General features: G+C 59.0%; 19 protein-coding genes, 8 tRNA genes and 3 rRNA genes. 8 read left to right on the plus strand and 22 right to left on the minus strand.

Annotated elements, in window-relative coordinates; translation table 11 throughout:
- Positions 1-54: 54 nt before the first annotated feature.
- The 3 genes from H3L91_RS10865 to H3L91_RS10875 form a co-directional block, all read right to left on the minus strand.
- Positions 55-1,779: a sigma-54-dependent transcriptional regulator gene (locus H3L91_RS10865; protein ID WP_182109840.1), complete on the minus strand. Its 1,725-nt coding sequence runs from the start codon at positions 1,777-1,779 to the stop codon at positions 55-57.
- Positions 1,769-3,364 (minus strand): two-component system sensor histidine kinase NtrB, encoded by a 1,596-nt coding sequence (locus tag H3L91_RS10870; protein WP_007343940.1) that lies wholly within the window; start codon positions 3,362-3,364, stop codon positions 1,769-1,771. The genes H3L91_RS10865 and H3L91_RS10870 overlap by 11 nt, the downstream gene beginning before the upstream one ends.
- Before the next feature lie 260 nt (positions 3,365-3,624).
- Positions 3,625-3,906, minus strand: a complete 282-nt coding sequence (locus tag H3L91_RS10875) for a hypothetical protein (protein WP_007343942.1) — start codon at positions 3,904-3,906, stop codon at positions 3,625-3,627.
- A gap of 121 nt (positions 3,907-4,027) precedes the next feature.
- On the opposite strand from H3L91_RS10875, the gene H3L91_RS10880 reads away from it, so the two are divergent.
- Genes H3L91_RS10880 through H3L91_RS10900 form a run of 5 tightly spaced genes read left to right on the plus strand, consistent with a single transcriptional unit; the run spans position 4,028 to position 6,237 of the window.
- Positions 4,028-4,447: a CopD family protein gene (locus tag H3L91_RS10880; RefSeq protein WP_007343944.1), complete on the plus strand. Its 420-nt coding sequence runs from the start codon at positions 4,028-4,030 to the stop codon at positions 4,445-4,447.
- A gap of 15 nt (positions 4,448-4,462) precedes the next feature.
- Complete coding sequence (locus tag H3L91_RS10885) at positions 4,463-4,951, plus strand: CYTH domain-containing protein (RefSeq protein WP_007343945.1); 489 nt, start codon at positions 4,463-4,465, stop codon at positions 4,949-4,951.
- A 55-nt stretch (positions 4,952-5,006) separates the two neighbouring features.
- Positions 5,007-5,357: a hypothetical protein gene (locus tag H3L91_RS10890; RefSeq protein WP_007343946.1), complete on the plus strand. Its 351-nt coding sequence runs from the start codon at positions 5,007-5,009 to the stop codon at positions 5,355-5,357.
- Positions 5,354-5,749: an acyl-CoA thioesterase gene (locus tag H3L91_RS10895; protein ID WP_007343947.1), complete on the plus strand. Its 396-nt coding sequence runs from the start codon at positions 5,354-5,356 to the stop codon at positions 5,747-5,749. Before H3L91_RS10890 ends, H3L91_RS10895 begins: the two co-directional genes overlap by 4 nt.
- The gene (locus tag H3L91_RS10900) at positions 5,746-6,237 is read left to right on the plus strand and encodes a TlpA disulfide reductase family protein (protein ID WP_007343948.1); all 492 of its coding nucleotides are present in this window, start codon (positions 5,746-5,748) and stop codon (positions 6,235-6,237) included. Before H3L91_RS10895 ends, H3L91_RS10900 begins: the two co-directional genes overlap by 4 nt.
- 188 nt (positions 6,238-6,425) lie before the next feature.
- Here H3L91_RS10900 and ccsB read toward each other — a convergent pair whose 3' ends face one another.
- The 3 genes from ccsB to H3L91_RS10915 all read right to left on the minus strand — a co-directional run bounded on the left by ccsB (position 6,426) and on the right by H3L91_RS10915 (position 10,419).
- The gene (ccsB, locus tag H3L91_RS10905) at positions 6,426-7,619 is read right to left on the minus strand and encodes a c-type cytochrome biogenesis protein CcsB (RefSeq protein ID WP_007343950.1); all 1,194 of its coding nucleotides are present in this window, start codon (positions 7,617-7,619) and stop codon (positions 6,426-6,428) included.
- Positions 7,616-9,625 carry a cytochrome c biogenesis protein ResB gene (locus tag H3L91_RS10910; protein WP_007343951.1) on the minus strand — a complete coding sequence of 670 codons (2,010 nt, stop codon included), beginning with the start codon at positions 9,623-9,625 and terminating at the stop codon, positions 7,616-7,618. The genes ccsB and H3L91_RS10910 overlap by 4 nt, the downstream gene beginning before the upstream one ends.
- A gap of 164 nt (positions 9,626-9,789) precedes the next feature.
- On the minus strand, positions 9,790-10,419 hold the full coding sequence (locus tag H3L91_RS10915) for a c-type cytochrome (protein ID WP_007343953.1): 630 nt from the start codon (positions 10,417-10,419) through the stop codon (positions 9,790-9,792).
- A gap of 151 nt (positions 10,420-10,570) precedes the next feature.
- Here H3L91_RS10915 and yihA point away from each other — a divergent pair, with 151 nt between their 5' ends.
- A complete protein-coding gene (gene yihA / locus H3L91_RS10920; RefSeq protein ID WP_007343954.1) occupies positions 10,571-11,206 on the plus strand; it encodes a ribosome biogenesis GTP-binding protein YihA/YsxC in 636 nt (211 codons plus the stop codon).
- A 173-nt stretch (positions 11,207-11,379) separates the two neighbouring features.
- Here the strand turns inward: yihA and H3L91_RS10925 are convergent.
- The 7 genes from H3L91_RS10925 to pgsA all read right to left on the minus strand — a co-directional run bounded on the left by H3L91_RS10925 (position 11,380) and on the right by pgsA (position 12,636).
- Positions 11,380-11,469: transfer RNA gene (locus H3L91_RS10925), tRNA-Leu, on the minus strand.
- Positions 11,470-11,505: 36 nt separating this feature from the next.
- Positions 11,506-11,583, minus strand: a tRNA-Ala gene (locus H3L91_RS10930).
- A gap of 27 nt (positions 11,584-11,610) precedes the next feature.
- A tRNA-Cys gene (locus H3L91_RS10935) sits at positions 11,611-11,684 on the minus strand.
- Positions 11,685-11,724: 40 nt separating this feature from the next.
- A tRNA-Gly gene (locus H3L91_RS10940) sits at positions 11,725-11,800 on the minus strand.
- Positions 11,801-11,818: 18 nt separating this feature from the next.
- Positions 11,819-11,894, minus strand: a tRNA-Gly gene (locus H3L91_RS10945).
- 25 nt (positions 11,895-11,919) lie between these two features.
- A tRNA-Gly gene (locus tag H3L91_RS10950) sits at positions 11,920-11,995 on the minus strand.
- Positions 11,996-12,072: 77 nt separating this feature from the next.
- A complete protein-coding gene (gene pgsA / locus H3L91_RS10955) occupies positions 12,073-12,636 on the minus strand; it encodes a CDP-diacylglycerol--glycerol-3-phosphate 3-phosphatidyltransferase (RefSeq protein WP_007343955.1) in 564 nt (187 codons plus the stop codon).
- A 213-nt stretch (positions 12,637-12,849) separates the two neighbouring features.
- Here pgsA and hpnC point away from each other — a divergent pair, with 213 nt between their 5' ends.
- Together hpnC and H3L91_RS10965 are read left to right on the plus strand one after the other, a co-directional pair.
- The gene (hpnC, locus tag H3L91_RS10960; protein WP_040659171.1) at positions 12,850-13,665 is read left to right on the plus strand and encodes a squalene synthase HpnC; all 816 of its coding nucleotides are present in this window, start codon (positions 12,850-12,852) and stop codon (positions 13,663-13,665) included.
- 62 nt (positions 13,666-13,727) lie between these two features.
- Positions 13,728-15,266 carry a phospholipase D family protein gene (locus H3L91_RS10965; protein ID WP_040659173.1) on the plus strand — a complete coding sequence of 513 codons (1,539 nt, stop codon included), beginning with the start codon at positions 13,728-13,730 and terminating at the stop codon, positions 15,264-15,266.
- A gap of 204 nt (positions 15,267-15,470) precedes the next feature.
- Here H3L91_RS10965 and H3L91_RS10970 read toward each other — a convergent pair whose 3' ends face one another.
- The 9 genes from H3L91_RS10970 to H3L91_RS11010 form a co-directional block, all read right to left on the minus strand.
- Positions 15,471-15,797, minus strand: coding sequence for a ComEA family DNA-binding protein (locus H3L91_RS10970; RefSeq protein WP_007343959.1), 327 nt, complete (start codon positions 15,795-15,797; stop codon positions 15,471-15,473).
- A 175-nt stretch (positions 15,798-15,972) separates the two neighbouring features.
- A 5S ribosomal RNA gene (gene rrf, locus H3L91_RS10975) occupies positions 15,973-16,085 on the minus strand.
- Positions 16,086-16,217: 132 nt separating this feature from the next.
- Positions 16,218-19,102, minus strand: a 23S ribosomal RNA gene (locus tag H3L91_RS10980).
- Between the two features lie 360 nt (positions 19,103-19,462).
- Positions 19,463-19,538 (minus strand) — tRNA-Ala (locus H3L91_RS10985).
- A gap of 10 nt (positions 19,539-19,548) precedes the next feature.
- Positions 19,549-19,625, minus strand: a tRNA-Ile gene (locus H3L91_RS10990).
- A 56-nt stretch (positions 19,626-19,681) separates the two neighbouring features.
- A 16S ribosomal RNA gene (locus H3L91_RS10995) occupies positions 19,682-21,222 on the minus strand.
- The 16S, 23S and 5S rRNA genes sit together here with 2 tRNA genes alongside, the layout of an rRNA operon.
- 313 nt (positions 21,223-21,535) lie before the next feature.
- Entirely contained in the window at positions 21,536-23,518 is a 1,983-nt protein-coding gene (locus H3L91_RS11000; protein ID WP_007341016.1) for a transglutaminase TgpA family protein, read from the minus strand.
- Between the two features lie 221 nt (positions 23,519-23,739).
- On the minus strand, positions 23,740-24,678 hold the full coding sequence (locus H3L91_RS11005; protein ID WP_007341017.1) for a DUF58 domain-containing protein: 939 nt from the start codon (positions 24,676-24,678) through the stop codon (positions 23,740-23,742).
- Positions 24,662-25,585: an AAA family ATPase gene (locus tag H3L91_RS11010; RefSeq protein ID WP_007341018.1), complete on the minus strand. Its 924-nt coding sequence runs from the start codon at positions 25,583-25,585 to the stop codon at positions 24,662-24,664. Before H3L91_RS11010 ends, H3L91_RS11005 begins: the two co-directional genes overlap by 17 nt.
- Positions 25,586-25,713 lie beyond the last annotated feature (128 nt).

A 25,713-nucleotide genomic window follows, 5' to 3' on the forward strand; every position in this document is an offset into this window, starting at 1 on the left:
CCTTTTTGCGTTTTTTGGGGTGTTTGGTTTCGTCGGGCTGCGTTTTCAGACGGCCTATTCGATGCCCAGCCTTTCCATGCGGTAGCGCATGGAGCGGAAGCTGATGCCGAGGAGTTTGGCGGCCTGGGTGCGGTTGTAGCGGGTGATTTGCAGGGCTTGTTCGATGATGGTGCGTTCGAGCAGGTCGAGGTAGTCCTGTATCTGGCTGCGGCCGGGGACGAAGGCGGGCATGCCGCTGAAATCGAGCGGGGGGCAGTCGCCGCCGTCGCAGTCGTCGGGCTGGGCAAAGGAGGAGGCGTCGGCGGGGGCACTCTGCTCGGGCAGGTCGGCGGCGCGCACGCCGCTACCGGCGGTGATTTGCAGGTCGTCGATTTGGATGACGCTGCCGGCGGTGAGGGCGACGGCGCGTTCGAGGATGTTTTCCAGTTCGCGGAAGTTGCCGGGGTAGCTGTATGAGAGCAGGGCTTCCTGCGCGCCGGGGCTGAGTTTGTAGCCGCCGGGGACGTTGCCGCTGTATTTGTGCAGCATGCGCAGGATGAGGCCGCCGAGGTCTTCGCGCATTTCGCGCAGGGGGGGCATGTGGAGGGTTACGACGTTGAGGCGGTAATAAAGGTCTTGGCGGAACGCGCCGCTTTCTACGAGGGCTTCGAGATTTTTGTGGGTGGCGCAGACGATGCGTACGTCTACGGGGGTTTCTTTGGCGTCGCCGATGCGGCGCACGGCTTTTTCCTGGATGGCGCGCAGGAGTTTGACCTGCATGGGCAGGGGGAGGTCGGCCACTTCGTCGAGGAAGAGGGTGCCGCCGTCGGCGTGTTGGAAGAAGCCCATGCGGTCTTGGTCGGCTCCGGTGAAGCTGCCTTTTTTGTAGCCGAAAAATTCGCTTTCCATCAGGTTTTCGGGTATCGCGCCGCAGTTGACGGCGATGAAGGGGCCGGTGGTGCGCGGGGAGAGTTCGTGGATGCTGCGGGCGGCCTGTTCTTTACCGGAGCCGGATTCGCCGGAGATGTAGACGGGGACGTTGCTGCCGGCGAGGCGGCGGATGAGGTGGCGTACTTCGATCATTTGCGGCGACATGCCCAACAGGCGGGGCATGTCGATGTCGCCGCCCACTTCCGGCGCGGGGGCGGCGGGGTTGTGGGCGGTCATTTCGGCGGTGGGGGGCGGCGCGCTGCGGAAGCGTTCGCGCAGGGAGTTGAGCGCGCCGGAGGGGGTCATGGGTTTGTCGATGCCGCCGGAGACGCCTTTGCGCACGGGGCGGGGGGCTTCGGGGGTGCTGCGCACGGAGGCGGGGGTGGCGGCGACGGGCTGCGGGCGCGGCGGCGGGGTGTAGGCGGGGGCGGGCTGCGGCGCGGGCGCGGGTTGGGCGGGGGCGGGTTTGGGCTCGTGGGCGGTGTCGGCTTCGTTGACTTTGACGGCGGATTTGACCAGCGAGCGCAGCTGGGAGAGGGTGATGGGTTTTTGCAGGTAGTCGAACGCGCCTTCTTTGAGGGCTTCTACGGCCTGGTCGGCGTTGCCGAAGGCGGTGATGACGGCGACGGGGGTGTCGAGGGCGAGGCGGTTGATGTGCTGGACGACTTCGAGGCCGGAGCCGTCGGGCATGCGCATGTCGGTGAGGACGAGGGAGTAGTCGTCGCCTTCGAGTTTGTTTTTGGCGTCTTCCACGCCGGTGGCGGTGTCCACGCGCAGGCCCATTTTCATCAGGGTCATTTCCATCAGGTCGCGGATGTCCGCTTCGTCGTCCACCACCAGTACGGGGTGTTGCAGGTCGTTACTCTTCATGGTTTTTGTCCTTTGGCAGTATGAACTCGAAGCCGTTCATTTCGGGGTGGTAGTGCAGTTCGCCCAGGTTGGCGTGCGCCAGCTCGCGGGCGACGTAGAGGCCGAGGCCGGTGCCGCCTTTGGCGGTGGTGAAAAACGGCTCGAACAGGCGGTTGCGGATGTCGGGCGGCACGCCCGGGCCGTTGTCGGAAACAACGACGGAAATATTGAGCTTGCCGCTGGGGCGGATGGTTACTTTGATGGCGTTTTCGTCTTTTTTGCTGTGCCGCCAGGCGTTGTTGCACAGGTTCCACATGATTTGCTGGACGTGCATGGGGTCGGCGGTTACCGAGAGGTTTTTGCCCTGCATTTCCATTTTCATGCAGTGGACGGCGTCGGGGTTGTTGAGGGTGAATTCCTGTTTGAACGAGAGCCAGAATTTCATCATGTTGATGTGTTCGCGGCCGAGGTTGTCTTTTTTGTTGAGCATCGATACTTCTTCGAGCATTTTGTCGATGCGGCGGATGTTGCCGTCGATGATGCCGTGCAGTTTGTTTTCCATCGGGTTGTCGCTGCCTTCTTTCAACAGGTCGTTGGCGTGGCGGATGGCGGACATAGGGTTGCGGATTTCGTGGGCGAGGTTGGCGGTGAGCTGGCCGAGGGAGGCGAGCTTGGTGGCCATCGCTTCGGAGGCGATTTCGCGCAGGGAGCGCACGAAGAGCATGAGCAGTTTGCCGTCTTCCTGCACGAGGGGCACGGCGCGCACGTGCATGGAGTGCTGGTGCAGGTGGATGTCGGTTTCAAAGGTGCGCTCGGGGTTGTAGAGCCAGCGGCGGGCGATGTCTTCGAAAATCGGTTCTTTGCGCTCGGGGGCGAGGCCGGGGAAGTAGGTTTTGGCCTGGCGGTTAAAGAGCCAGACGGTGAGTTCGGGATCGATGACGATGACGGCTTCCTGCATGCGGTTGAGCACGAGCTGGTTGAGGCCGCGCACGCGGTTGTAGTTGCTTTTGTGTTTTTTGGCCGAGGCGTTGGCGGCTTTGAGGAAGGTTGCGCTGTATGAGGTGAGGTAGGCGACGGCGAAGGAGGCGGCGATCAGCACCACGGCGGTGCCGATGTTGCGGCCGTTCCATTTTTCGATGTCCAGCCCGAGCTGGTCGGTGAGGAACATGACGCAGACGACGCACAGGGCGGTGAAGCCGGCATAGAGGGCGGGGAAGCGGCCGTAGCTGAGCATGCAGGAGGTGGCGACGAAGGGCAGCACGAGGATGCCGATGCCCGAGCCGATGCCGCCTGTGAGGTACACCAGCACCATAATCATCAGGATGTCGATGACCGCGCTGGCGTTGGGCAGGCGGTCGTTGCGCTGCTGCATCCAGCCGGGGCGCACGAAGGAGCCGAGGGTGATGCCCGCGTACACCGCCGTCCACAGATAGAACACGGCGGGCGACATGATTTCGCGCAGGCCGCTGTTGTCGGTGAACATGGCCATCAGGTGCAGACAGACCATGGATACGACGATGGTGAGGCGGCAGATGTTGATCAGCCACGGGATGCGGTCGATCTGCTCTTCCCAGTCGTCGGCTTTGGTTAAGAAGGAGTTTTTCATGTTTTGTTTTTTGTGTTTCGTCTGTTTGTCCGCGCAGGCCGTTTTTTCAGACGGCCGCTTGTGTTTGGCGCGCCCATTATCGCAAACGGGCGGCGGGTGCGTTTTTCAGACGGCCTTTGCGGTTGTTCTGCGGCTTTAATGGCATCCGGACGGGCGTTTGGCGGCGGTTATTGTAAAACAAGATTAACAATTATTGTCAGAAGGCCGTCTGAAAAACGGGTTTTCAGACGGCCTCTTGCTGTGTTTTTTTCTCGGACGGCTTATTTTTTCTGCGCGCGCGCCTGAGCTTTTTTCTCTGCCGCTTCGAGCCGTGCGGCCACGTAGTCCACCATCAGGTCTTTCTTTTCCCAGAAGAAGGTCTGCATTTTTTCCAAAGAATAAATGCGGCGCACCATGCCGGGCAGCCCTTCATGGATGATGGCGGCAACTTGTTTGTTCAACGCCTCGTCGTCCATCGCGGTTTTGAGGTCGGTGTTTTTTTCGGCGAGGAAGGCGTTGAGGTTTTTAACCACGCCGCCGTGGATTTCAAATTGTTTGAGCATGGCGTTTTCCCTTGTTGGAAGTTGGTTTGAAAGGCGGCATTCTAGCAAAAGCCGCCGCCCGCCGCCATCGGCTGCTATATAATGCGCGCCGTTCGGGAACACGGATGAGGCCGTCTGAAAAATGTATCTGTGGTTTAAGCTACTGCATGTTTTTTTTATGATTTCGTGGTTTGCGGGGCTGTTTTACCTGCCGCGCATCTACGTCAATCTGGCGACGGCGCAGGCGGGCGGCGCGGAATACCGGCGGCTGCTGGACATGGCGCGGCGGCTGTTGCGCTTTATGACGCCGCTGGGCGGCCTCGCGCTGCTGTTCGGCCTGCTCACCCCATTTGCGGCCGGCTGGTGGGGGCAGGGCTGGGTGTACGGCAAACTCGCGCTCGGGCTGGCTCTGGCGGCCTACCATGTTTACTGTTTCTTGCTGCTGCGCGACTTTGCGGCAGAGCGCAACCGCCGCAGCCACAAATGGTACCGCGTGTTCAACGAAATTCCTGTGCTGGCGATGGCCGCCGCGCTGTATCTCGTCGTGTTCAAACCCTTCTGAAAGGCCGTCTGAAAAATGACCGTGGAAATAGAACGCCGTTTTTTACTGGCAAACGACAGCTGGCGCGCAGAAGCCGCCGCGCCGCGCCTCCTCGTGCAGGGCTACATCAGCGTGGAAAAGGAGCGCACCGTGCGCGTGCGCATCGACGGCGGACACGCCTGGCTCACGCTCAAAGGCTACGTGTCCGACATCACCCGCAGCGAGTTCGAATATCCCGTTCCCGTGGCGCACGCCCGCGAGATTTTCGCCACCATGTGCCCGTTCCGCATGGAAAAACGCCGCTACGAAATCCGCGCCGGCGGCTTCACCTTTGAAATCGACGAATACCTCGGCGGCAACGCGCCGCTCGTCGTCGCCGAAATCGAACTGCCCGCCGAAGACACCCCCTTCCCCCGCCCCGCCTGGCTCGGCCGCGAAATCACCAGCGACGGCCGCTACACCAACGCCTACCTCAGCCGCCACCCCTACGCCGAATGGACGGCGCAGGACAAACAGGCCGTCTGAAAACCTGTTTTCAGACGGCCTCAAACGGATTCCCACGCCCAACAAGGAGTACCCCATGTACGAAGTCAACCGCAGCGCATTCCTGCTCATCCCCCGCGAACCCTTTTTGCGCTGGCTGCAATCGGTCGGCGTGTCCGGCCTCACCCTGGAAGACGTGCAGGCCGACGCCAACGCCTACCTCACCGACCCCTGCGACAGCGCGGAGGACATTTTGGACACCATCGACAGCCGCCTCGAAGAAATCTTCTCCGCCGAACTGGCCGACTGGTGCGCCGACGAAAGCCTGTGGCCCGAACTGCACCCCGACACCTTCGCCCAATGGTTCGACATCCGCCCCGCCCCCGTCGCCACCGACCTCTCCGCCGCCGCACTCGAACGCGAAGCCTTCCGCCCCTTGGAGGCATGATGACAGACTGCACCGTCCGCATCCGCAACTACCACCTCGACGGCTACGGCCACGTCAACAACGCCCGCTACCTCGAATTCCTCGAAGAAGCCCGCTGGCACTTTTTCGAGCAGCACGGCCTTTTGGAAACACTCGGCGGCGTGCAGATCGTCGTCGCCCGCATCGACATCCGCTACCGCCGCAGCGCAGTGGCCGGCGACGTGCTGGTCATCCGCAACCGTGTCAAAACCGCCGAAACCCACCTGGCCGTCATCCGCCAAATCATCGCCTTCGTCGGCAGCGGCAAAACCGCCGCCCAGGCCGACATCACCCTCGTCCCCCTCACCGGCGGCCGCTCCGCCGGCTTCCCGCCCCCCGTCCTCCACACCCTGCAACAACTCGCCGCCCCATGAAAAAAATCCTCACCGCCGCCATCGCGCTGGCCGCCGCCGCCCTTCTCGCCTTCGCCCTGATTCCCGCCGCCCAGCCCGCCCCTGCCTTCGCCCTCGCCGACCTCTCCGGCCGCCGCGTCTCCGAAGCCGATTTGCAGGGCAAAGTTACCTTCGTCAACTTCTGGTTCCCCTCGTGCCCCGGCTGCGTGTCGGAAATGCCCAAAATCATCGAAATGTCGCACCGCTACCAAAAACAAAACGGCTTCCAAATCCTCGCCATCGCCCAGCCCTACGACCCGAAAGGCGCGGTGGAAACCTACGCCCGCGAACGCGGCATGGACTTCGCTGTACTGTACGACGCCGACAAAACCGCCGCCCGCGCCTTCGGTACAGCGGTCTACCCCACCTCCTTCCTCATCGACAAACAAGGCCGCGTGCTCCAAACCTTCGTCGGCGAACCCGACTTCGCCGAACTCTACCGCCAAATCGACGCGGAACTGGCCAAATAGGCCGTCTGAAAGCGCAGCTTCGGCGCAGCCAAAACCCAGTCCAAGCCGGTGCGGGCGTAGGGTGTGTGGCGCAAGCCACGCACGCGGTTTCGGTTTGGGAAGCCATCATTTGCCCGACAAAGAAACGAAAGGCCGTCTGAAAACCGCTTTTACGATTTTCAGACGGCCTTTTCGTTCCACTGCCCTGTTTACAGCCCGCCGTAAGAGTGCAGGCCGCTGAGGAACATGTTGACGCCGACGAAGGCGAAGGCGGTGATGGCGAGGCCGACGATTGCCCACCAGGCCAGCACTTTGCCGCGCCAGCCGGCTACCAGGCGCAGGTGCAGCCAGACGGCGTAGTTCAGCCAGACGACGAAGGCCCAGGTTTCTTTCGTATCCCAGCTCCAATAGCGTCCCCATGCGTCGGCCGCCCACAGTGCGCCGAGGATGGTGGCGAGGGTGAAGAAGAGGAAGCCGACGGCGATGGCTTTGTACATGATTTCTTCGATGAGGGCGGAATCGGGCAGGCGGCGGGGGGTGTCGCTTTCTTCGGCGCGGATGGCCAAAAGCTGCGCCACGCCGAGCATGGCGGCGATGCAGAACGCGCCGTAGCCGATGAAGTTGGCGGGCACGTGGATTTTCATCCACCACGATTGCAGGGCGGGGATGAGAGGCTGGATTTGCTGGGCGTTGCGGCTGAGACTGTACCAGAGGACGAAGCAGACGACGCCGGCCATGAAGAGGTAGACGAAGCCGCCGAGTTTCTGCACGGCAAAGCGGCTTTCGTAGTACCAGTACATCAGGGCGCAGATGACGAGGAAGAGGATGAAGACTTCGTAGAGGTTGGACACGGGGATGTGCCCCGCGCTGCCGAGGATGAGGTAGCTTTCGTGCCAGCGCACCAGAAGGCCGGTGAAGCCGGCCAGGGCGGAGAGCCATCCGAAGGCGGTGGCCATGCCCAGCAGGGTGTTGGTCCGGCTGCGGCGGTGCAGGGCGATGAGGCCGCCTGAAAGGTAGGCGAACAGGGCGCAGAAGATGAGGGCGCACTGCCACATGATTGCGGACTGGCTGCTGAGGAAGTAGCGCAAGAGGAAACGGTTGTGGTTGGCGAAGTCGCCGCCGTAGAGGGATACGCCGCCGTAGGCGAGGGAGAGGGCGAGTGGGACAAACCATCTGAGGGGTTTGAAAAACCAGCCCAGTGCGACGGCGCAGGCCGCGCTCAGCCAGAGCATGACGGTTTCGTAGGCATCCATGCGCTGCGGCAGGGCGTATTGGGCGAAGGCGGCGGCTGCGAGGATGAGGGCGGCGTAGAGCCAGTCTGCGCCGGCCAGGCTTCGCAGGAGGGATTTGCGCGCGAGCAGTTCGTGCTGCGGGGCGGCGGGGGCGGGTTTGGTGTGTGTCATGGTTGCAGTTCCTCCGCCAGAGTGCGCAGGTCGGTGAGGCGGGCGGGAAATTCTTGTTTGAGGTCGCGCTCGTGGCGGTTGGAGGACATGGCGAAGCGGGTTTGTCCACCGTCGTACAAGAGCCAGGCGCGTTTTTCGCGGATGTAGAACATGAATACGGTGCCGAGGACGAGCAGCAGGGAGCCGAGATAGACCAGCGACGCGCCGGGCGATTTGGTCATCTGCAAGCCGGAGGAGCGGATTTCTTTGAAGCCGTCCAGTTGCAGCAGCACGGGGGCGGGGTATTCGGTGAGGCCGGTGTAGGCGTCCATGGCGGAAAGGAGGAAGCGTTTGCGCGCTTCGCCTTCGAGCGGGGGCTGTTTTTGCCGCACGGCGGTTTCGTCTAGCACCATGCCGGCGGCGGCGTAGAGCATTTGGTAGAAGTAGCCGTTCATTTTGTCGCGCTCGGCGGCGGGGACGGCGGTTTGGATGAAGCGGTCGAGTTCGAGGTAGCCGCCGCGCGCGAACAGTACGAGTGTGTTTTCCACGGCGGTGGCGAACTGGCCGCGCACGTTTTCCGGCGCGCCTGCGGCGGCCTGCGCGGCGATGCGGCGGCGCAGGGCTTCGTCGTGCATCAGTTCGCGCCAGAGCATGAAAGTGTCGGGGCTGTTGCCGCCGTCGGCGGGGATGCGCAGCCAGCGGTACTGCTGTTCGAGGCCGGCGCGGGTGCCGGTCATGAAGAAGCGGCCGTCGTCCTGCGGCACGGGCAGCATGTAGTTTTTGAACTCCACCGCCTGTCCGGCCGCGTCGCGCAGGCGGTAAACGATGCTCGGGCCGATGTTGGTGAATTTTTTGTCTTGGCGCACGCTGCGCACGTCGTTGATTTTGTCTTGCAGGCCGTCTGAAACTTTTTCAGACGGCCTTTCCATGTCTTCCACGTTCATGGAGGAAAACTGGTCGAGTTCGAGCGTGTATTTCTGTTTGCCGCCCATATTGAGCGGAAAGGCGTTCATCGAACGGCCGTTCAAGTCGGCGTGGCGGCTGCCGCCGGAGGCCAGGTCCCAGGCTTTGAATTTCACGTCGGAGCCGCCGTCGGCAAAGCTGGCCTGATAAATGGTTACGCCGTGCAGGGTGAAGGGGTGGTTGACACGCACGGTGTGCTGTTGCGTTTTGCCCGTGGCCTTGTCGGTGATCAGCAGATCGCTGGCGAAATCGCTGGGCATGCCTGTGGGGTAGAAATCGATGTGGAATTTTTCCAGTTTCACCGAAAACGGCAGCTGCTGCACCAGCAGGCCCTTGTCGGCGTTGAGAAACACCACGTCGGCCTCCTGCCCTTCGCTGATGTTCACATTGCCGCGAAACGAGGGATTGCCCGCGCCCAGCACGCTTTCGGGCTTGAAATCACGGGCGTAAACGGCGGTGTCGTCGGGCACGATTCTGCCCGCCAGCATGCCGGTTTTCAGCAGCAGGTTGCTGTCGATCAGGCCGCCCAGGCAAATCACGATCACTGCCAGATGGGCGAAGATATAGCCCCATTTGTTCATCGCGCCCTTTTTCGCCGCCACCAGCACCGAGCCGTCTTCGCGCGTCTGCCGTTTCACGGCGAAGCCCTGCGCGGCAAAATACTGCGCCGCCACTTCCGGCGGCAGCGGCTTGTCCAGCAATGCGCTGTGCTTCATCGCGGCAAGCGAGCGTTTGGACGCTTTGAGGCGGAACGAGCGCATTTCCCGCCAAAACGGCGGCACGTTGCGCCACAGGCACAGCGCGGTGCTGAGCACGAGAAACAGCATGATGACGACAAACCAGCCCGAGGCGTACACGTCGTAAAGGCCGAGAAAGCCGAAAATCCGCGCCCAAAACGAGCCGAATTTGACGATGTAGTCCGCCTGCGGCTGATTCTGCTGCAACACCGTGCCGATCACCGAAGCGACGGCCAGCACGCACAGCAGGGCAACCGCAAAGCGCATGGAGCTCAAAAAGGCGAACCACGGGCGGCGGATCAGCGGGATTTTGTCGGCGGTTGTCATAAGGGAAGAAAAAGAAAGCGGAAAAACACGGAAAATCAAAGACGCGGATTCTACTACAAACAAGGCTGCCGATACGTTGGCACATACCGGCAGCCCGTTGCTTATAGGCCGAATCAATCGCGAGTTTCAGACGGCCTCAAACGGCATTGAGGCCGTCTGAAAAATCAATGCAAGCCCTGGATAAAGTTCGCCACGGCATTGATTTCGTCTTCCGACATCCGCTTGGCGATTTCCTCCATCATGCCGTTGGGGCTGGTGCGCTGGCCGGCGGCATAGGCCTTGATCTGCGTAACCGTGTAATCCTTGTGCTGACCGCCCAAGCGCGGATAGGCCGTTACATCGGTGCCCGCCGCCGGAATGCCCGCGCCGCTGGGGCCGTGGCAGGACATACAGGCGGGCAGTTTTTTGTCGGCAATGCCGCCACGGAAAATCTGCGCGCCCAGCTTGAGATTGTCTTTCGGGTTGGCTTCGCCCGATTTGGGCGTTTGCGTGGCGTAGAACGCCGCCACATCGGCAATGTCCTGCTCGCTCAGGCTCATCACCATCGGCTTCATCGCCGCCGCGCCGCCGGTGGTGCGCTTGCCCTCTTTAATCGCGGCGGTCTGCACCGCGAGATAACGGGCATGCTGGGCGGAAAGTTTGGGATAGGTGGAAATGCCGCTGTTGCCGTCGGCGGCATGGCAGGCCGCGCAGACCTTTTGGGCAATCTGCTTGCCTTTGGCGACATCCGCCTTGGGTGCGGCAAACGCCGCGCCGCCGGCCAGTGCCAGAGTCAGTAGGGTTAAACGTTTCATGGAGGCTCCTGATTGCAGCGTTGCGGCGTGCGCAACACCCTTTTTTATGTCTTATTTGATACTCTGAAATGCGGCAGCCTTGCGCCGCGACGAACCGATTTCGATACAAACGTGGTATTCTATACCAGATTTACTTATTTTTTCCATAGCTATGAACTTATTCCGAAACGCGAAATTCTTCACTACGGTAAACCGCCTGCAAGATTTGCCCGACACCGGCGCGGAAATCGCCTTTGTCGGCCGATCAAACGCAGGGAAATCCAGCGCAATCAACACATTGTGCGACCAAGTGCGGCTGGCCTACGTTTCCAAAACCCCCGGCCGCACGCAGCATATCAACTTTTTCGAGCTGCAAAACGGAGCTTTTATGGCCGACCTGCCCGGCTACGGCTACGCCCAAGTGCCCGAAGCCGTGCGCCGACACTGGGTTGGGCTCTTGGGCGAGTACCTGCGCACGCGCCGCCAACTTATCGGACTGGTGCTGATTATGGACTGCCGCCACCCGCTCAAACCGCTTGACGTCCAAATGCTCGATTTTTTCGCCCCCACCGGCAGGCCGGTACACATCCTGCTTTCCAAAGCCGACAAATTATCCAAGAACGACCAAATCAAAACATTGTCTTCTGTCAAGAAAGCGTTAAAACCGTTTTCCAGACACGGCCAAGTGTCTGTCCAGCTTTTTTCCAGCCTGAAAAAACAAGGAGTTGACGAAGTAAACACCACAGTCGCCCGATGGTTTGCCGACTTGGACGGCATTGCAGAAAACGAAGCGTCCGCAGCAGAATAAAAGGCAGACAAAGGCCGTCTGAAAACCTGAAACCGGGTTTTCAGACGGCCTTTTAGCCGGCACAGAATGTCTGTGCGCCACATGCCAAAACCGTAAACAAAAAACGGACACGCGATTGAGACATAAAAAAATACCGGAACTCCGGTATTTTTACGGCTAAACAGTATATTGATTGGTGCCCGGAACCGGAATCGAACCGGTACGCCCGTATCAGGGGCGACGGATTTTAAGTCCGTTGTGTCTACCAATTTCACCACCCGGGCTTTATCCCTGCTTGAAAGGAGGAAACGGCAGGATTCTGGAGGCGGGGGCGCGGATTTTAACCGGCCTGTACGGGGCTTGCACACCCTGTCGCATAAACACTCTGCCACCCCGCCGGGGAAGACTGTATCAGCTGTTATTGATGGAGGCGGGAGTCGGAATCGAACCGGCGTAGACGGATTTGCAATCCGCTGCATAACCACTTTGCTATCCCGCCATAAAGAAAAAAGTTGTCTGACCAACAACTTTGTCTTAAATGGAGCGGGAAACGAGTCTCGAACTCGCGACCTCAACCTTGGCAAGGTTGCGCTCTACCAACTGAGCTATTCCCGCATGTGAATACGGTTTTTTTGGAGCGGGAAACGAGTCTCGAACTCGCGACCTCAACCTTGGCAAGGTTGCGCTCTACCAACTGAGCTATTCCCGCATAAACCGGATTGCATTTCGAACTGTGGAGCGGGAAACGAGTCTCGAACTCGCGACCTCAACCTTGGCAAGGTTGCGCTCTACCAACTGAGCTATTCCCGCTTGGATTTTCACTGCCGTAAGGCAAAGAAGCCGCCATTATAGTGGCTTTTGCCGCCCTGTCAAGCATGGCGCGGGATTTATTTGAATTCGTTCCAAGCCATTTTGAGGTAGTAGAACATCGACCAAATGGTGAGCACGGAAGCGGCGGCCATCAATATATTGCCGATAAAGAGGAGATTCCAGCCGTAGCAGTCTTTCAGGCCGATAAGCAGCATGATGACGGCGGCCATTTGGGCGGTGGTTTTGAATTTGCCGATGCGGGCGACGGCGACGCTGCCGCGTTTGCCCATCTGTGCCATCCATTCGCGCAGGGCGGAGATGGTGATTTCGCGGCCGATGATGATCATGGCGAACACCGGATGGGTGCGGTTGAGGCTGACGAGGAGGATAAGGGCGACGGCGACCATCAGTTTGTCGGCGACGGGGTCGAGGAACGCGCCGAAATCGGAGGTTTGCTTCCAGCGGCGGGCGAGATAGCCGTCGAACCAGTCGGTTACGGCGGCGGCGGAGAAGACGAAAGCTGCCGCCCAGTTGGCGGTTTGCGGCTGCATCCAGTTTGAAGGCAGGTAGAAAAGCAGGGTGAAGACGGGGATGAGGAGGACGCGCATCCAGGTCAGGAGGATCGGTATGTTCCACGGCATGGGTCGGTTCTTTCGGGCAGCGGTTTGCGGTGCGGCAGATGTGTTTTCAGACGGCCTCCTATGTATGACAGGCCGTCTGAAAACGGTGCGGGGCATTATAGCGGATTTGCCGGCGGCTTCGGTTTCCTCGGCGGGGGCTTTGTTTTAGAATGTTGCGCCGTTCAAACAGGCCGTCTGAAAGGACGGTTTTCTTTTTCTTTCAAGGATTCGTTCATGTCAGTCAACCATTATGAAAATTTCCCCGTCGGCTCGTGGGCATTGCCGCGCCGCCTGCGCCGCCCGGTGCATGCGGTGTATGCGTTTGCGCGTTATGCCGACGATTTGGCGGACGAAGGTGCGGCGGAGGCGGCGCAGCGGCTGGCGGCTTTGGACGCTTTGCGGGAGGAACTCGGCCGCATCGGACGCGGTGAAGTGCCGCAGACGGATTTGGTACGCCGTTTGAACGATGAGGCGGTTGCGCCGTTTGCCCTGCCCTTGCAGCCGTTTTACGATTTGCTCGATGCATTTTCGCAGGATGTGGTGAAAACGCGTTATCAGAATTTCGCCGAGCTGGCCGACTACTGCCGTCATTCGGCCAACCCCGTGGGGCGGATTATGCTGCACCTTTACGGCGAGAGCGACACGCGCAGCATCGCGCAGAGCGACGGCATCTGCACCGCGCTGCAACTGATTAATTTCTGGCAGGATGTGGCTGCCGACTGGCAAAAAGGGCGTGTTTATATTCCGCAGGACGATTTGGCGAAGTTCAAGGTAACGGAGGAACAGATTGCCGCCGGCCGCGCGGATTTCGCCTTTCAGCGGCTGATGGCCTACCAGTGCGAACGGGCGTTTAAGATGCTCAAAGCGGGTTCGCCGCTGGGCAGAACGCTCAAAGGGCGCATCGGTTTGGAGCTGCGGATGATTGTGGTGGGCGGCCAGATGATTCTGCAAAAGCTCGATGCCTGCCGCTACAATGTGTTTGAAGAACGACCTGTGTTGGCAAAACAGGACTGGTGGCTGATTGTCAAACGGGCGGTGATGAAAAAATAGGCCGTCTGAAAGCGCGGCTGCGGCGCAGCCGGAACCGCTTTCCTTTTGCTGAGACCGAATTTATGAAGCTGCCAAAATCCTTGTTTTTTTCCGGCTCCGCGCTGCTTTTGGGCGCGTGCCAGAGCCTGCCCGACCTGTCACAGCGCAGCGTTTCCACCTATATCGACACCGAATCCTCCCCGCGCTTGGAAGCCGCCCTGCCCTCGGAGAGGCCGTCTGAAAAAGAGACAGGGCAGACGGGCGTGTACCTGCTGGCCGACCCGCACGACGCCTTTGTCGCCCGCGCCATCCTTATCGGCCACGCCGACCATACGCTCGACATCGCCTACTATATCTGGCACGACGACGTGTCCGGCAAAATGCTGTTCCAAATGCTGCAACAGGCCGCCCGTCGCGGCGTGCGCGTGCGCCTGCTGCTCGACGACAACAATACGCGCGGCATGGACGACACCCTCGCTGCGCTCGATGCGGAAGAAAACATCGAAATCCGCCTGTTCAACCCGTTCACCCACCGCAAATTCCGCGCCCTTGGCTACCTCACCGACTTTCCCCGCCTCAACCGCCGCATGCACAACAAATCCCTCACCGCCGACAACCGCTATGCCATCATCGGCGGTCGCAACGTCGGCGACGAGTATTTCAACGTATCCACCGAAACGGGCTTCGCCGATTTGGACGTGCTGGCCAAAGGCGCGGTCGTAACCGACATCTCGCGCGATTTCGACCGCTATTGGGCGAGCGGGTCAAGCTACCCGTTCGCCGCCGTCGCCAAACATGCAAACGCAGAAAAAGGCCGTCTGAAAATACGGCAGTCGCGCAAAAAAGACGCCCCGATACGCGAAAGCTATCTCGACGACCTCGAAAACGCCCCGCTGGCCGCCGCCGTATCCGCCGGCAAAGTCCCCTGGATTTACACCGACGCGCAGCTTGTCAGCGACGACCCCGCCAAAGGTCTCTCACGCAGCCGCGAAAAACCTTCCGTTGCCGACAAGCTGCTCGAAACCCTCGGCAAACCGCAGCAGGATCTGTTCATCGTCTCCCCCTATTTCGTCCCCAGTAAATGGGGCATGGAAGCCCTGCGCGGCATCACCGCCAAAGGCGTGGGCGTAACCGTGCTCACCAACTCCCTGCGCGCCACCGACGTAGCCGCCGTCCACTCCGGCTACGCCCGCTACCGGAAAGACCTGCTTAAAGCGGGCGTGGAACTTTACGAAGTCAAACCCGACTTCGCCCCGCCCAAAGCCAAAGACAAAGGGCTTACCGGCAGTTCCGCCACCAGCCTGCACGCCAAAACCTTCGTTGTAGACGGCAAACGCGTCTTCATCGGCTCGCTCAATTTCGACCCCCGCTCCGCCCGCCTCAACACCGAAATGGGCATCGTCTTGGACAGCCCCGAAATCGCCGCCGATATGAGGCAGGAGCTCCGGCAGATGGCACCCGAATACGCCTATAAAGTCATTTTGGATCCCAAAGGCCGCCGCCTGCGCTGGCAAGACCCCGACCGACCGGGAGAAATTCTGAAAAACGAACCGGACGCGGGTTTGTGGAAACGGCTGTTCAGCAACATCCTTTCCTTGTTCCCGATTGAGAAACTTTTGTAACAGGTTGGTTAGGAAAATAAAAGGCCGTCTGAAACGCGGGATTCCCGTTTTTCAGACGGCCTGTATTGTACCGCAAGCCTGGGAAGGACACGACCCGCCCGCAGGCGGACAAGCCCGCACCGGGCAAAAGCGAAGCCGGCATACCGCCGGCCTTTGTCTTGCAGCCCCACCCGTCTGCGGACGGGGCATCCTCCGTTTTGCGCCCTACTTTTTCACTGCTGCTGCGGGCGCGGCTGTAGTTGGCACGGCCGGTTTGACCGGTTTGGCATTGGCGGCACCGCCGACCGTCGCCTGGTCTTTCAGCTTGCCCAGGATACCGTCGCCGATACCCTTGACCTTCTTCAAATCGTCCACCGACTTGAACGCGCCGTTCTCCTTACGGTAGTCCACAATCGCCTGCGCCTTCGCCTGGCCGATACCCGGCAGCGCTTTGAGCTCTTCGGCCGTCGCCGTATTGATATTCACCGCAGCCGCCACCCAGGCCGCCACACCGTAAGCCAAAAGGCCGAACAAAGATTTCTTCAAATCCATAGTGTCCCTTCCGTTAAAAATAAAGGATTAAATATAAAGAGCAGGTATCATAATCAAGAATGACATAACAGGCAAGCCGGTTACGCCGCAACATACCGTACAACGGCATCCGAGATACAGATCCGTTTTCCGGCCAAACAAAAACCCCGCCACTTTGGCGGGGTTTGCAATAGGTGTCTGGCAGTGACCTACTTTCGCATGGGAATCCACACTATCATCGGCGCTGGTTCGTTTCACTGTCCTGTTCGGGATGGGAAGGAGTGGGACCAAACCGCTGTGGCCGCCAGACTGAAACTGTCAAATCGGCAAAGCCGGCCGCAGCAAGACATCCGTCTTTTGCGGCGTATCAACTGTGATGAACATATCGGAACAAGTCCTATGCAAGCATTATCTTCAAAGAAGCAAAGTCCTTCAAATGATAGAGTCAAGCCTCACGAGCAATTAGTACAGGTCAGCTTCACGCGTTACCGCGCTTCCACACCCTGCCTATCAACGTCCTGGTCTCGAACGGCTCTTTAGGAGGATTAAATCCCCAGGGAAGTCTCATCTTCAGGCGAGTTTCGCGCTTAGATGCTTTCAGCGCTTATCTCTTCCGAACTTAGCTACCCGGCGATGCGACTGGCGTCACAACCGGTACACCAGAGGTTCGTCCACTCCGGTCCTCTCGTACTAGGAGCAGCCCCCGTCAAACTTCCAACGCCCACTGCAGATAGGGACCAAACTGTCTCACGACGTTTTAAACCCAGCTCACGTACCACTTTAAATGGCGAACAGCCATACCCTTGGGACCGACTACAGCCCCAGGATGTGATGAGCCGACATCGAGGTGCCAAACTCCGCCGTCGATATGGACTCTTGGGCGGAATCAGCCTGTTATCCCCGGAGTACCTTTTATCCGTTGAGCGATGGCCCTTCCATACAGAACCACCGGATCACTATGTCCTGCTTTCGCACCTGCTCGACTTGTCGGTCTCGCAGTTAAGCTACCTTTTGCCATTGCACTATCAGTCCGATTTCCGACCGGACCTAGGTAACCTTCGAACTCCTCCGTTACTCTTTGGGAGGAGACCGCCCCAGTCAAACTGCCTACCATGCACGGTCCCCGACCCGGATCACGGGTCTGGGTTAGAACCTCAAAGCCACCAGGGTGGTATTTCAAGGACGGCTCCGCAGAAACTGGCGTTTCTGCTTCCAAGCCTCCCACCTATCCTACACAAGTGACTTCAAAGTCCAATGCAAAGCTACAGTAAAGGTTCACGGGGTCTTTCCGTCTAGCAGCGGGTAGATTGCATCTTCACAACCACTTCAACTTCGCTGAGTCTCGGGAGGAGACAGTGTGGCCATCGTTACGCCATTCGTGCGGGTCGGAACTTACCCGACAAGGAATTTCGCTACCTTAGGACCGTTATAGTTACGGCCGCCGTTTACTGGGGCTTCGATCCGATGCTCTCACATCTTCAATTAACCTTCCAGCACCGGGCAGGCGTCACACCCTATACGTCCACTTTCGTGTTAGCAGAGTGCTGTGTTTTTAATAAACAGTCGCAGCCACCGATTCTCTGCGACCCTCCTATGCTTACAGAGCAAGTCTTTCACATTAGAGGGCATACCTTCTCCCGAAGTTACGGTATCAATTTGCCGAGTTCCTTCTCCCGAGTTCTCTCAAGCGCCTTAGAATTCTCATCCTGCCCACCTGTGTCGGTTTGCGGTACGGTTCTGATCCAACTGAAGCTTAGTGGCTTTTCCTGGAAGCGTGGTATCGGTCACTTCGCATCCGTAGATGCTCGTTATCACTTCTCGGTGTTATGAAGACCCGGATTTGCCTGAGTCTTCCACCTACCGGCTTGAACAAACTATTCCAACAGTTTGCTGACCTAACCTTCTCCGTCCCCACATCGCATTGAATCAAAGTACGGGAATATTAACCCGTTTCCCATCGACTACGCATTTCTGCCTCGCCTTAGGGGCCGACTCACCCTACGCCGATGAACGTTGCGTAGGAAACCTTGGGCTTTCGGCGAGCGGGCTTTTCACCCGCTTTATCGCTACTCATGTCAACATTCGCACTTCTGATACCTCCAGCATACCTTACGATACACCTTCTCAGGCCTACAGAACGCTCCCCTACCATGCCTTGCGGCATCCGCGGCTTCGGTTACAGATTTGAGCCCCGTTACATCTTCCGCGCAGGACGACTCGACCAGTGAGCTATTACGCTTTCTTTAAATGATGGCTGCTTCTAAGCCAACATCCTGGCTGTCTGGGCCTTCCCACTTCGTTTACCACTTAATCTGTCATTTGGGACCTTAGCCGGCGGTCTGGGTTGTTTCCCTCTTGACAACGGACGTTAGCACCCGCTGTCTGTCTCCCGAGGAACCACTTGATGGTATTCTTAGTTTGCCATGGGTTGGTAAGTCGCAATGACCCCCTAGCCATAACAGTGCTTTACCCCCATCAGTGTCTAGCTCGAGGCACTACCTAAATAGTTTTCGGGGAGAACCAGCTATCTCCGAGTTTGTTTAGCCTTTCACCCCTATCCACAGCTCATCCCCGCATTTTGCAACATGCGTGGGTTCGGACCTCCAGTACCTGTTACGGCACCTTCATCCTGGCCATGGATAGATCACTCGGTTTCGGGTCTACACCCAGCAACTGATCGCCCTATTAAGACTCGGTTTCCCTGCGCCTCCCCTATCCGGTTAAGCTCGCTACTGAATGTAAGTCGTTGACCCATTATACAAAAGGTACGCAGTCACGGAATTATTCCGCTCCCACTGTTTGTATGCATCAGGTTTCAGGTTCTATTTCACTCCCCTCCCGGGGTTCTTTTCGCCTTTCCCTCACGGTACTGGTTCACTATCGGTCGATGATGAGTATTTAGCCTTGGAGGATGGTCCCCCCATCTTCAGACAGGATTTCACGTGTCCCGCCCTACTTGTCGTATACCTAGTACCACCAATCTGTTTTCGAATACGGGGCTATCACCCGCTATGGCAGAAGTTTCCAATTCTTTCTTCTAACAGTTCGGCTATCGTATACAGGCTCCTCCGCGTTCGCTCGCCACTACTTGCGGAATCTCGGTTGATTTCTTTTCCTCCGGGTACTTAGATGGTTCAGTTCTCCGGGTTCGCTTCTCTTGCCCTATGTATTCGGACAAGGATACCTCCTAAGAGGTGGGTTTCCCCATTCGGACATCACCGGATCATAGCTTTATTGCCAGCTCCCCGATGCTTTTCGCAGGCTTACACGTCCTTCGTCGCCTATCATCGCCAAGGCATCCACCTGATGCACTTATTCACTTGACTCTATCATTTGAAGTACCTTTCTGACTTCGGTACTTTGCCGTTGACTAGCTTGGCACCTTAAGGCCTCTACTTTGATAAAGCTTACTGCTTGTTGTGTCTTAATCCCGCCTTTTGTGTCTCGGGATTAAGTCGATACAATCATCACCCAAATTACTGGGCTTTATTTCGAACTGTTTGGTAGTTCTGATAAAACCTCAGTGTCTTTGTTTGTTGATTTCGGCTTTCCAATTTGTTAAAGATCGATGCGTTTTGATTCGCAAATTAAAATAAACTATTTAGAATGTTTCTCTTGCAAATTGCCGGTATGTTTTACTTTCCAACAATTTGCTTTCTGTTTAATTCGCTTTAATTTGAAAATCTTGGTGGAGGCAAACGGGATCGAACCGATGACCCCCTGCTTGCAAAGCAGGTGCTCTACCAACTGAGCTATGCCCCCGGATGTTCGCTGGTGGGTCTGGTAGGACTTGAACCTACGACCCCACGCTTATCAAGCGTGTGCTCTAACCACCTGAGCTACAAACCCTTTGTAACGCTCTGTCCGATTACCGATAAGTGTGGGTGCCAAGCCCTTTTCTCTAGAAAGGAGGTGATCCAGCCGCAGGTTCCCCTACGGCTACCTTGTTACGACTTCACCCCAGTCATGAAGCATACCGTGGCAAGCGGCCCCCTTGCGGTTAGCCTACCTGCTTCTGGTATCCCCCACTCCCATGGTGTGACGGGCGGTGTGTACAAGACCCGGGAACGTATTCACCGCAGTATGCTGACCTGCGATTACTAGCGATTCCGACTTCATGCACTCGAGTTGCAGAGTGCAATCCGGACTACGATCGGTTTTCTGGGATTGGCTCCGCCTCGCGGCTTGGCTACCCTCTGTACCGACCATTGTATGACGTGTGAAGCCCTGGTCATAAGGGCCATGAGGACTTGACGTCATCCCCACCTTCCTCCGGTTTGTCACCGGCAGTCTCATTAGAGTGCCCAACCAAATGATGGCAACTAATGACAAGGGTTGCGCTCGTTGCGGGACTTAACCCAACATCTCACGACACGAGCTGACGACAGCCATGCAGCACCTGTGTTACGGCTCCCGAAGGCACCCTTCCGTCTCTGGAAGGTTCCGTACATGTCAAGACCAGGTAAGGTTCTTCGCGTTGCATCGAATTAATCCACATCATCCACCGCTTGTGCGGGTCCCCGTCAATTCCTTTGAGTTTTAATCTTGCGACCGTACTCCCCAGGCGGTCGATTTCACGCGTTAGCTACGCTACTAAGGCATCAAGTGCCCCAACAGCTAATCGACATCGTTTAGGGCGTGGACTACCAGGGTATCTAATCCTGTTTGCTACCCACGCTTTCGGGCATGAACGTCAGTGTTATCCCAGGGGGCTGCCTTCGCCATCGGTATTCCTCCACATCTCTACGCATTTCACTGCTACACGTGGAATTCTACCCCCCTCTGACACACTCTAGCCACCCAGTTCGGAACGCAGTTCCCGGGTTGAGCCCGGGGATTTCACATCCCGCTTAAGTAACCGTCTGCGCCCGCTTTACGCCCAGTAATTCCGATTAACGCTCGCACCCTACGTATTACCGCGGCTGCTGGCACGTAGTTAGCCGGTGCTTATTCTTCAGGTACCGTCATCAGAGCACGGTATTAACATGCCCCTTTTCTTCCCTGACAAAAGTCCTTTACAACCCGAAGGCCTTCTTCAGACACGCGGCATGGCTGGATCAGGCTTGCGCCCATTGTCCAAAATTCCCCACTGCTGCCTCCCGTAGGAGTCTGGGCCGTGTCTCAGTCCCAGTGTGGCGGATCATCCTCTCAGACCCGCTACTGATCGTCGCCTTGGTGGGCCTTTACCCCGCCAACCAGCTAATCAGACATCGGCCGCTCGAATAACGCGAGGTCCTAAGATCCCCCGCTTTCCCCCTCAGGGCGTATGCGGTATTAGCTGTCCTTTCGGACAGTTATCCCCCATTACTCGGTACGTTCCGATGCGTTACTCACCCGTTCGCCACTCGCCACCCAAGAAGCAAGCTTCTCTGTGCTGCCGTCCGACTTGCATGTGTAAAGCATGCCGCCAGCGTTCAATCTGAGCCAGGATCAAACTCTTATGTTCAATCTCTAACTTATTCAACTTCTGGTCCGCTTCAAAGAAACCGACAGGAAACAAATGTTTGTCTCTGTCTGTTTTTTGTCGCAGTGCGGGGCTCGCGCACCCACACTTATCGGTAATCGTTTTGTTAAAGAACTGTGCCGCCGAAGCAGCGAAGACGCGAACTATACGGGAACGGGAATTTCAGGTCAAGCCTTGCAGCGGGGATATTTCGGGGGAAAACGGCATTGCCTTGGCAGAAAAGGAAATTTTGTTTTGGAAAAAACGGGCAAAGGCAGGTGAAAGGCTTTAAGGGGCCGTCTGAAAAGCGGTTCTTTCATTTTGCCAGGTAGGGTTTCACTGCTTTTCTGACTTTCGCCAGCCATGCCCTTTGTTCGGCGGGCGAAGGCGGACGGCTGTAGGCAAACTGCCAGTCTTCGTATTGGCGCAATAATTGTGCGACGGTGTCGTCGGCGGTTTGGTTTTGTTCCATCCATTGTAAAAGTTCGGAGGCGGTAACGGCGGGGAAGGTTTCGTCTTCTTCGCCGACGAAGGCGGTTTTGAGCAGCAGGAAGCCTTCGGTGAGCGGTTCCTGCTCTTTGCGGCGGCCGCGTTTCCACCACCAGACGACGGGGATGAGGGCGGCGGCGGTGCCGATGAGGACGGCGAACAGGGCAGTGGCGGGGCCGAAGCGGCCGAGGCCGAGTTTGCCGAACAGGTTGTTTTGACTGCTTTCGTCGTAGTTGACCACCCACTGCTGCCAGTAGAATTGGCCGCTCTCGAGCCATTTGTTCCAGATTTTCGCGCCACTGCCGCTGCCGACAATCATTTCGCGTTCCTGTTCGGGCAGGGCGTTGTCGAGGCCGCCGGAGAGGCGTTGGGCAGAGACGGCGGCGGTGGGGTCGACGCGCAGCCAGGCTTGTTCGTTTTCCAGCCAGATTTCCGCCCAGGCGTGGGCGTTTTTGCTGCGTATCTGCCAGAAGTCGCCGCTTTCCTGATAATCCGCGCCGAGGTAGCCGGTTACGACGCGGGCGGGCACGCCGGCGGCGCGCATCATGACGACGAAACTTTGCGCGTAGTGTTCGCAGAAGCCCTGCCGCCCGTTGAACATGAAGTTGTCGATGCTGTCGCCGCCGCTGCCGTAGAGGGGCGGCTGCAAGGTGTAGGAAAAATGCTGGCTGCGGTAGTGGTTGAGGACTTTTTTTGCGAACTCCCGTGCCGAGCCGCTCTGCTGCGCCAGAAGCTGCGCCAGCTGGCGGGTGCGGATGTTGCCCGAGGGCGGCAGGCGCAGGTAGATTTGTTTTTCAAAATTTTTGAGTTTCTGCGGCAGGCGGTCGTTGGCGCGCGACTGTAACTGTATCCGCCGCAGCCCTTCGCGGCTGCGCACGCGCACCACGTCGCCGAGCTGCACTTTCATGCCCGCCCCGACTCTGCCGACGGGGTAGTCCAGCACGGGAATCACGCCGTTTTGGTCGCGCAGGATCATTTGGTAGGAGAGTTTGCGGCCGTCTGAAACCTGCGGGTCGCTCACTTCGTCGAAATCGGGCATGGCGTGCCACGCGCTGCCGTCGAAATCGGCCATTACGATGGCGCGCCAGTAGAGCTGGTCCTGACGCGGGTTAAGGCTGCCTGAAAAGGTTACGTTGGCCACCAGCTCGTTGCTCTGCACCAGATTGCCGATGCTGCCCGGCTGCATGGTGTCGGACAAACCGGTTTTCGCCTGCGCCTCTTTCTGCTGCGGAATCGCCCACAAAGGCTCGCTGCGGCGCGGCATCACTACAAACAGCACCGCCGCCAGCGGCAGGGTGAGGCCGAAGGCCAACAACCCCTGGCGCAGCGCGTTTTTCGCGTCCGCGCCGCACAGCAGGGCAAAACACACGCCCACCGCCAACAGCGCGGCCAAAAGCCACAGCCCCGTAGTCAGCCCCTGGCCGAACAGCACCGCCGAGCCGATCAAAAACAGCATGGCCAGCAGCAGCACCTGCCAGTCGCGCATGCCGCTGCCTTCAAACGATTTGAGCAGCACCATCAGGAGCAAAAAGGAAATGCCGCCATCGCGCCCGATGACCGTGCCCAGCTGGCTCCACACCAGAAGCCCGCCGCCGACGGCCAACGCCAGCAATACCACGGCGGGCAGCTTGTTCACGCCCGCCTGCAACAGGAAAAACCGCAGAGTCAGCAGGCCGAGGAACACCGCGCCCACGCCCAGCGGAAGCTGCGCCAGAAGCGGCAGCGACGACCACAGCAGGGCGAGCAAAACCGCCGACACGGCTTTTTTCGGCGGCGTTTCTTTTAAAAATTCGGGGTTCAGAATCAGCATGATGTTTGGTTTTCCCTTGGCAGCCTGCCCGCGCTTTTCCGTCTTTCAGACAGCCTTTGTTTTTCATATATAAAGTAGATACGGATTGAACACATCCGAAGCCCGGCCTGCGGCGGGTCGTGTTGATTTGGTTTCGCCCTCTTGCAGAGAGGCCGTCTGAAAACGCGGTTTCGGCGCAGCCAAAAACGAAAAACAGGCTTTTCAGACGGCCTCAAACCCGCTTACCACAAGGCCAACGCGGTCAGGCAGATTTCGCGCTGGCCGTGCTGCGGGGCAATGCTGCGCTGGGGCATTTCGAGGATGTAGGGCAGGCCGCTGCGGTCGGCGTCGAGCACGCGGCGGCACAAGAGGCCGGCGAGACGGTCTTTGGGCGTGCCGGCGGGATAGTCGCGGTAGGAAATGATGTTTTTGTCGGCGGGCGGCACTTCCTCTTCAAAGCGTTTGGACAGCATCTCGCCCGTTTTAGCATAGGTTTTCCACGCGATGTGCTGCACCGGCATGCCGTCCCGGTGCGCTTGGAGATAGGCCGGTTCGTCGCCGCCTTCGGCGGGGCGGCGTTCGGCGGTTTCGCCGCTGCCGCGCGGGGCGGCGGCGGGCACGGCGTGGGCAATCGGGGCGGGATACACCACCGCGTCGCTCGGCCAGTGCCACACGCATTGCGACACGGTGAGGCCGAAGGGGGCGACCGAGGCGGTGCGCAGCGGCGGCACGCGCAAATGGCCGCGCAGCAGGGCGGGCACGCGCCAGTCGAAAGCCGCGCTGCCCTCTTCCGCGCGCCAGGGCTGCCAGATGTTTTCAGACGGCCTCTGCGCGGCCAGATAGTCGTCTTCGCTGCACAGCCAGAGGAAACGGGTGCGCTGCGGGCTCTGCGCCGTCAGCTGCAACACCGCGTCCTGCCCCGCGAACACCTCCTGCGGCATGGCCACGTCGATTTTCAGCGCGAGCAGCTGGCGCAGGTTGAGCAGCACGCCCACGGCGAGAAAGCCCAGCAGCCAGAAGGCGGCGACGTAGGCGAGGTTGACCTGATAGTTCACGCCCACCAGCCACAGCAGGAAAACCACCACCAGCAGCCCCGCGCCCAGCCGCGTCGGGCGGCAGCGGATGGCGGCGAGGGTGGGCGAGCGGCCGGATGCCGGAGCGGGCTTACTGGACGGGAACATGGCTGAGGATGCCCGAGAGAATCTGCGCCGCCGTCGCGCCCTGCTGCACCGGTTGCAGGCGGTGGTTGGCCACGGACACCCACACCGCCTTCACATCGTCGGGCAGCACATGGCCGCGCGCGTGCATAAACGCCCAGGCTTTGGCCGCGTTCACCACCGCCAGCCCCGCGCGCGGCGAAAGGCCGGTAACAAACTGTCCCGGGCGGCGCGTTGCCTCCACCAGCCGGTACACATAATCGGCCGCCGCCTGCGCGAAACGCACCTGCGCGGCCTGCTGCTGCCAACCGCGCAATGTTTCGGCGTTGCACACCGGTTTCACCTGCGGCAGGGCGCGGCGGCGGTCGCCGTGGAAATACAGCATTTTTTCCGCCTCGGGCGCGGGATAGCCCATGCTCAGGCGCATCATAAAGCGGTCGAGCTGCGACTCGGGCAGCGGGAAAGTGCCGATTTGGTCGGTGGGGTTTTGCGTCGCCACCACAAAAAAGGGCTGCGGCAGGCGGTAGGTTTTGCCGTCTGCCGACACCTGTTTTTCCTCCATCGCCTCCAACAGCGCGGATTGCAGCTTGGGCGAGGCGCGGTTGATTTCGTCGGCCAGCAGGAAGGAATGGAACACCGGCCCGGGGTGGAACTCGAATTTACCCTCGTTGGGACGGTAGACGCTTACGCCCAACAGGTCGGCGGGCATCATGTCGTTGGTGAACTGCACGCGGCGATAGTCCAGCCCCAGCACCGCCGCCAGCCCGTGCGCCAGCGTGGTTTTGCCCACGCCCGGCACGTCTTCCAGCAGCACGTGGCCGTCGGCGAGAATGCAGGCAAGCAGTTGTTTGAGCACGGGTTCTTTGCCCAGAATCAGTTGGTTGAGCTGGGCGAGCGCGGCCTGTATGCCGGCCTGTATATTGTCTGTCATATCCGTAATGTGTTCAGGCGGTTGTAAAGGGCGCGGATTGTAGCACAGAGGCCGTCTGAAAACGGCGGCGGCGGGCTTGCGCGGCGTTTTCAGAAACGTCATCCCCGCGCAGACGGGGACGGCCTTTG

Source organism: Neisseria bacilliformis, from assembly GCF_014055025.1.
GTDB lineage: Bacteria > Pseudomonadota > Gammaproteobacteria > Burkholderiales > Neisseriaceae > Neisseria > Neisseria bacilliformis.

What these genes read in the sequence shown, in the direction of transcription:
- H3L91_RS10965 (WP_040659173.1), top strand. Translation starts at nt 13,728, where the DNA reads ATGAAGCTGCCAAAATCCTTGTTTTTTTCCGGCTCCGCGCTGCTTTTG.
- H3L91_RS10870 (WP_007343940.1), bottom strand. Translation starts at nt 3,364, where the DNA reads ATGAAAAACTCCTTCTTAACCAAAGCCGACGACTGGGAAGAGCAGATC.
- H3L91_RS11010 (WP_007341018.1), bottom strand. Translation starts at nt 25,585, where the DNA reads ATGACAGACAATATACAGGCCGGCATACAGGCCGCGCTCGCCCAGCTC.
- yihA (WP_007343954.1), top strand. Translation starts at nt 10,571, where the DNA reads ATGAACTTATTCCGAAACGCGAAATTCTTCACTACGGTAAACCGCCTG.
- H3L91_RS11000 (WP_007341016.1), bottom strand. Translation starts at nt 23,518, where the DNA reads ATGCTGATTCTGAACCCCGAATTTTTAAAAGAAACGCCGCCGAAAAAA.
- H3L91_RS10890 (WP_007343946.1), top strand. Translation starts at nt 5,007, where the DNA reads ATGTACGAAGTCAACCGCAGCGCATTCCTGCTCATCCCCCGCGAACCC.
- H3L91_RS10910 (WP_007343951.1), bottom strand. Translation starts at nt 9,625, where the DNA reads ATGACAACCGCCGACAAAATCCCGCTGATCCGCCGCCCGTGGTTCGCC.
- pgsA (WP_007343955.1), bottom strand. Translation starts at nt 12,636, where the DNA reads ATGCCGTGGAACATACCGATCCTCCTGACCTGGATGCGCGTCCTCCTC.
- H3L91_RS10880 (WP_007343944.1), top strand. Translation starts at nt 4,028, where the DNA reads ATGTATCTGTGGTTTAAGCTACTGCATGTTTTTTTTATGATTTCGTGG.
- H3L91_RS11005 (WP_007341017.1), bottom strand. Translation starts at nt 24,678, where the DNA reads ATGTTCCCGTCCAGTAAGCCCGCTCCGGCATCCGGCCGCTCGCCCACC.
- hpnC (WP_040659171.1), top strand. Translation starts at nt 12,850, where the DNA reads ATGTCAGTCAACCATTATGAAAATTTCCCCGTCGGCTCGTGGGCATTG.
- H3L91_RS10900 (WP_007343948.1), top strand. Translation starts at nt 5,746, where the DNA reads ATGAAAAAAATCCTCACCGCCGCCATCGCGCTGGCCGCCGCCGCCCTT.
- H3L91_RS10915 (WP_007343953.1), bottom strand. Translation starts at nt 10,419, where the DNA reads ATGAAACGTTTAACCCTACTGACTCTGGCACTGGCCGGCGGCGCGGCG.
- H3L91_RS10885 (WP_007343945.1), top strand. Translation starts at nt 4,463, where the DNA reads ATGACCGTGGAAATAGAACGCCGTTTTTTACTGGCAAACGACAGCTGG.
- H3L91_RS10970 (WP_007343959.1), bottom strand. Translation starts at nt 15,797, where the DNA reads ATGGATTTGAAGAAATCTTTGTTCGGCCTTTTGGCTTACGGTGTGGCG.
- ccsB (WP_007343950.1), bottom strand. Translation starts at nt 7,619, where the DNA reads ATGACACACACCAAACCCGCCCCCGCCGCCCCGCAGCACGAACTGCTC.
- H3L91_RS10875 (WP_007343942.1), bottom strand. Translation starts at nt 3,906, where the DNA reads ATGCTCAAACAATTTGAAATCCACGGCGGCGTGGTTAAAAACCTCAAC.
- H3L91_RS10865 (WP_182109840.1), bottom strand. Translation starts at nt 1,779, where the DNA reads ATGAAGAGTAACGACCTGCAACACCCCGTACTGGTGGTGGACGACGAA.
- H3L91_RS10895 (WP_007343947.1), top strand. Translation starts at nt 5,354, where the DNA reads ATGATGACAGACTGCACCGTCCGCATCCGCAACTACCACCTCGACGGC.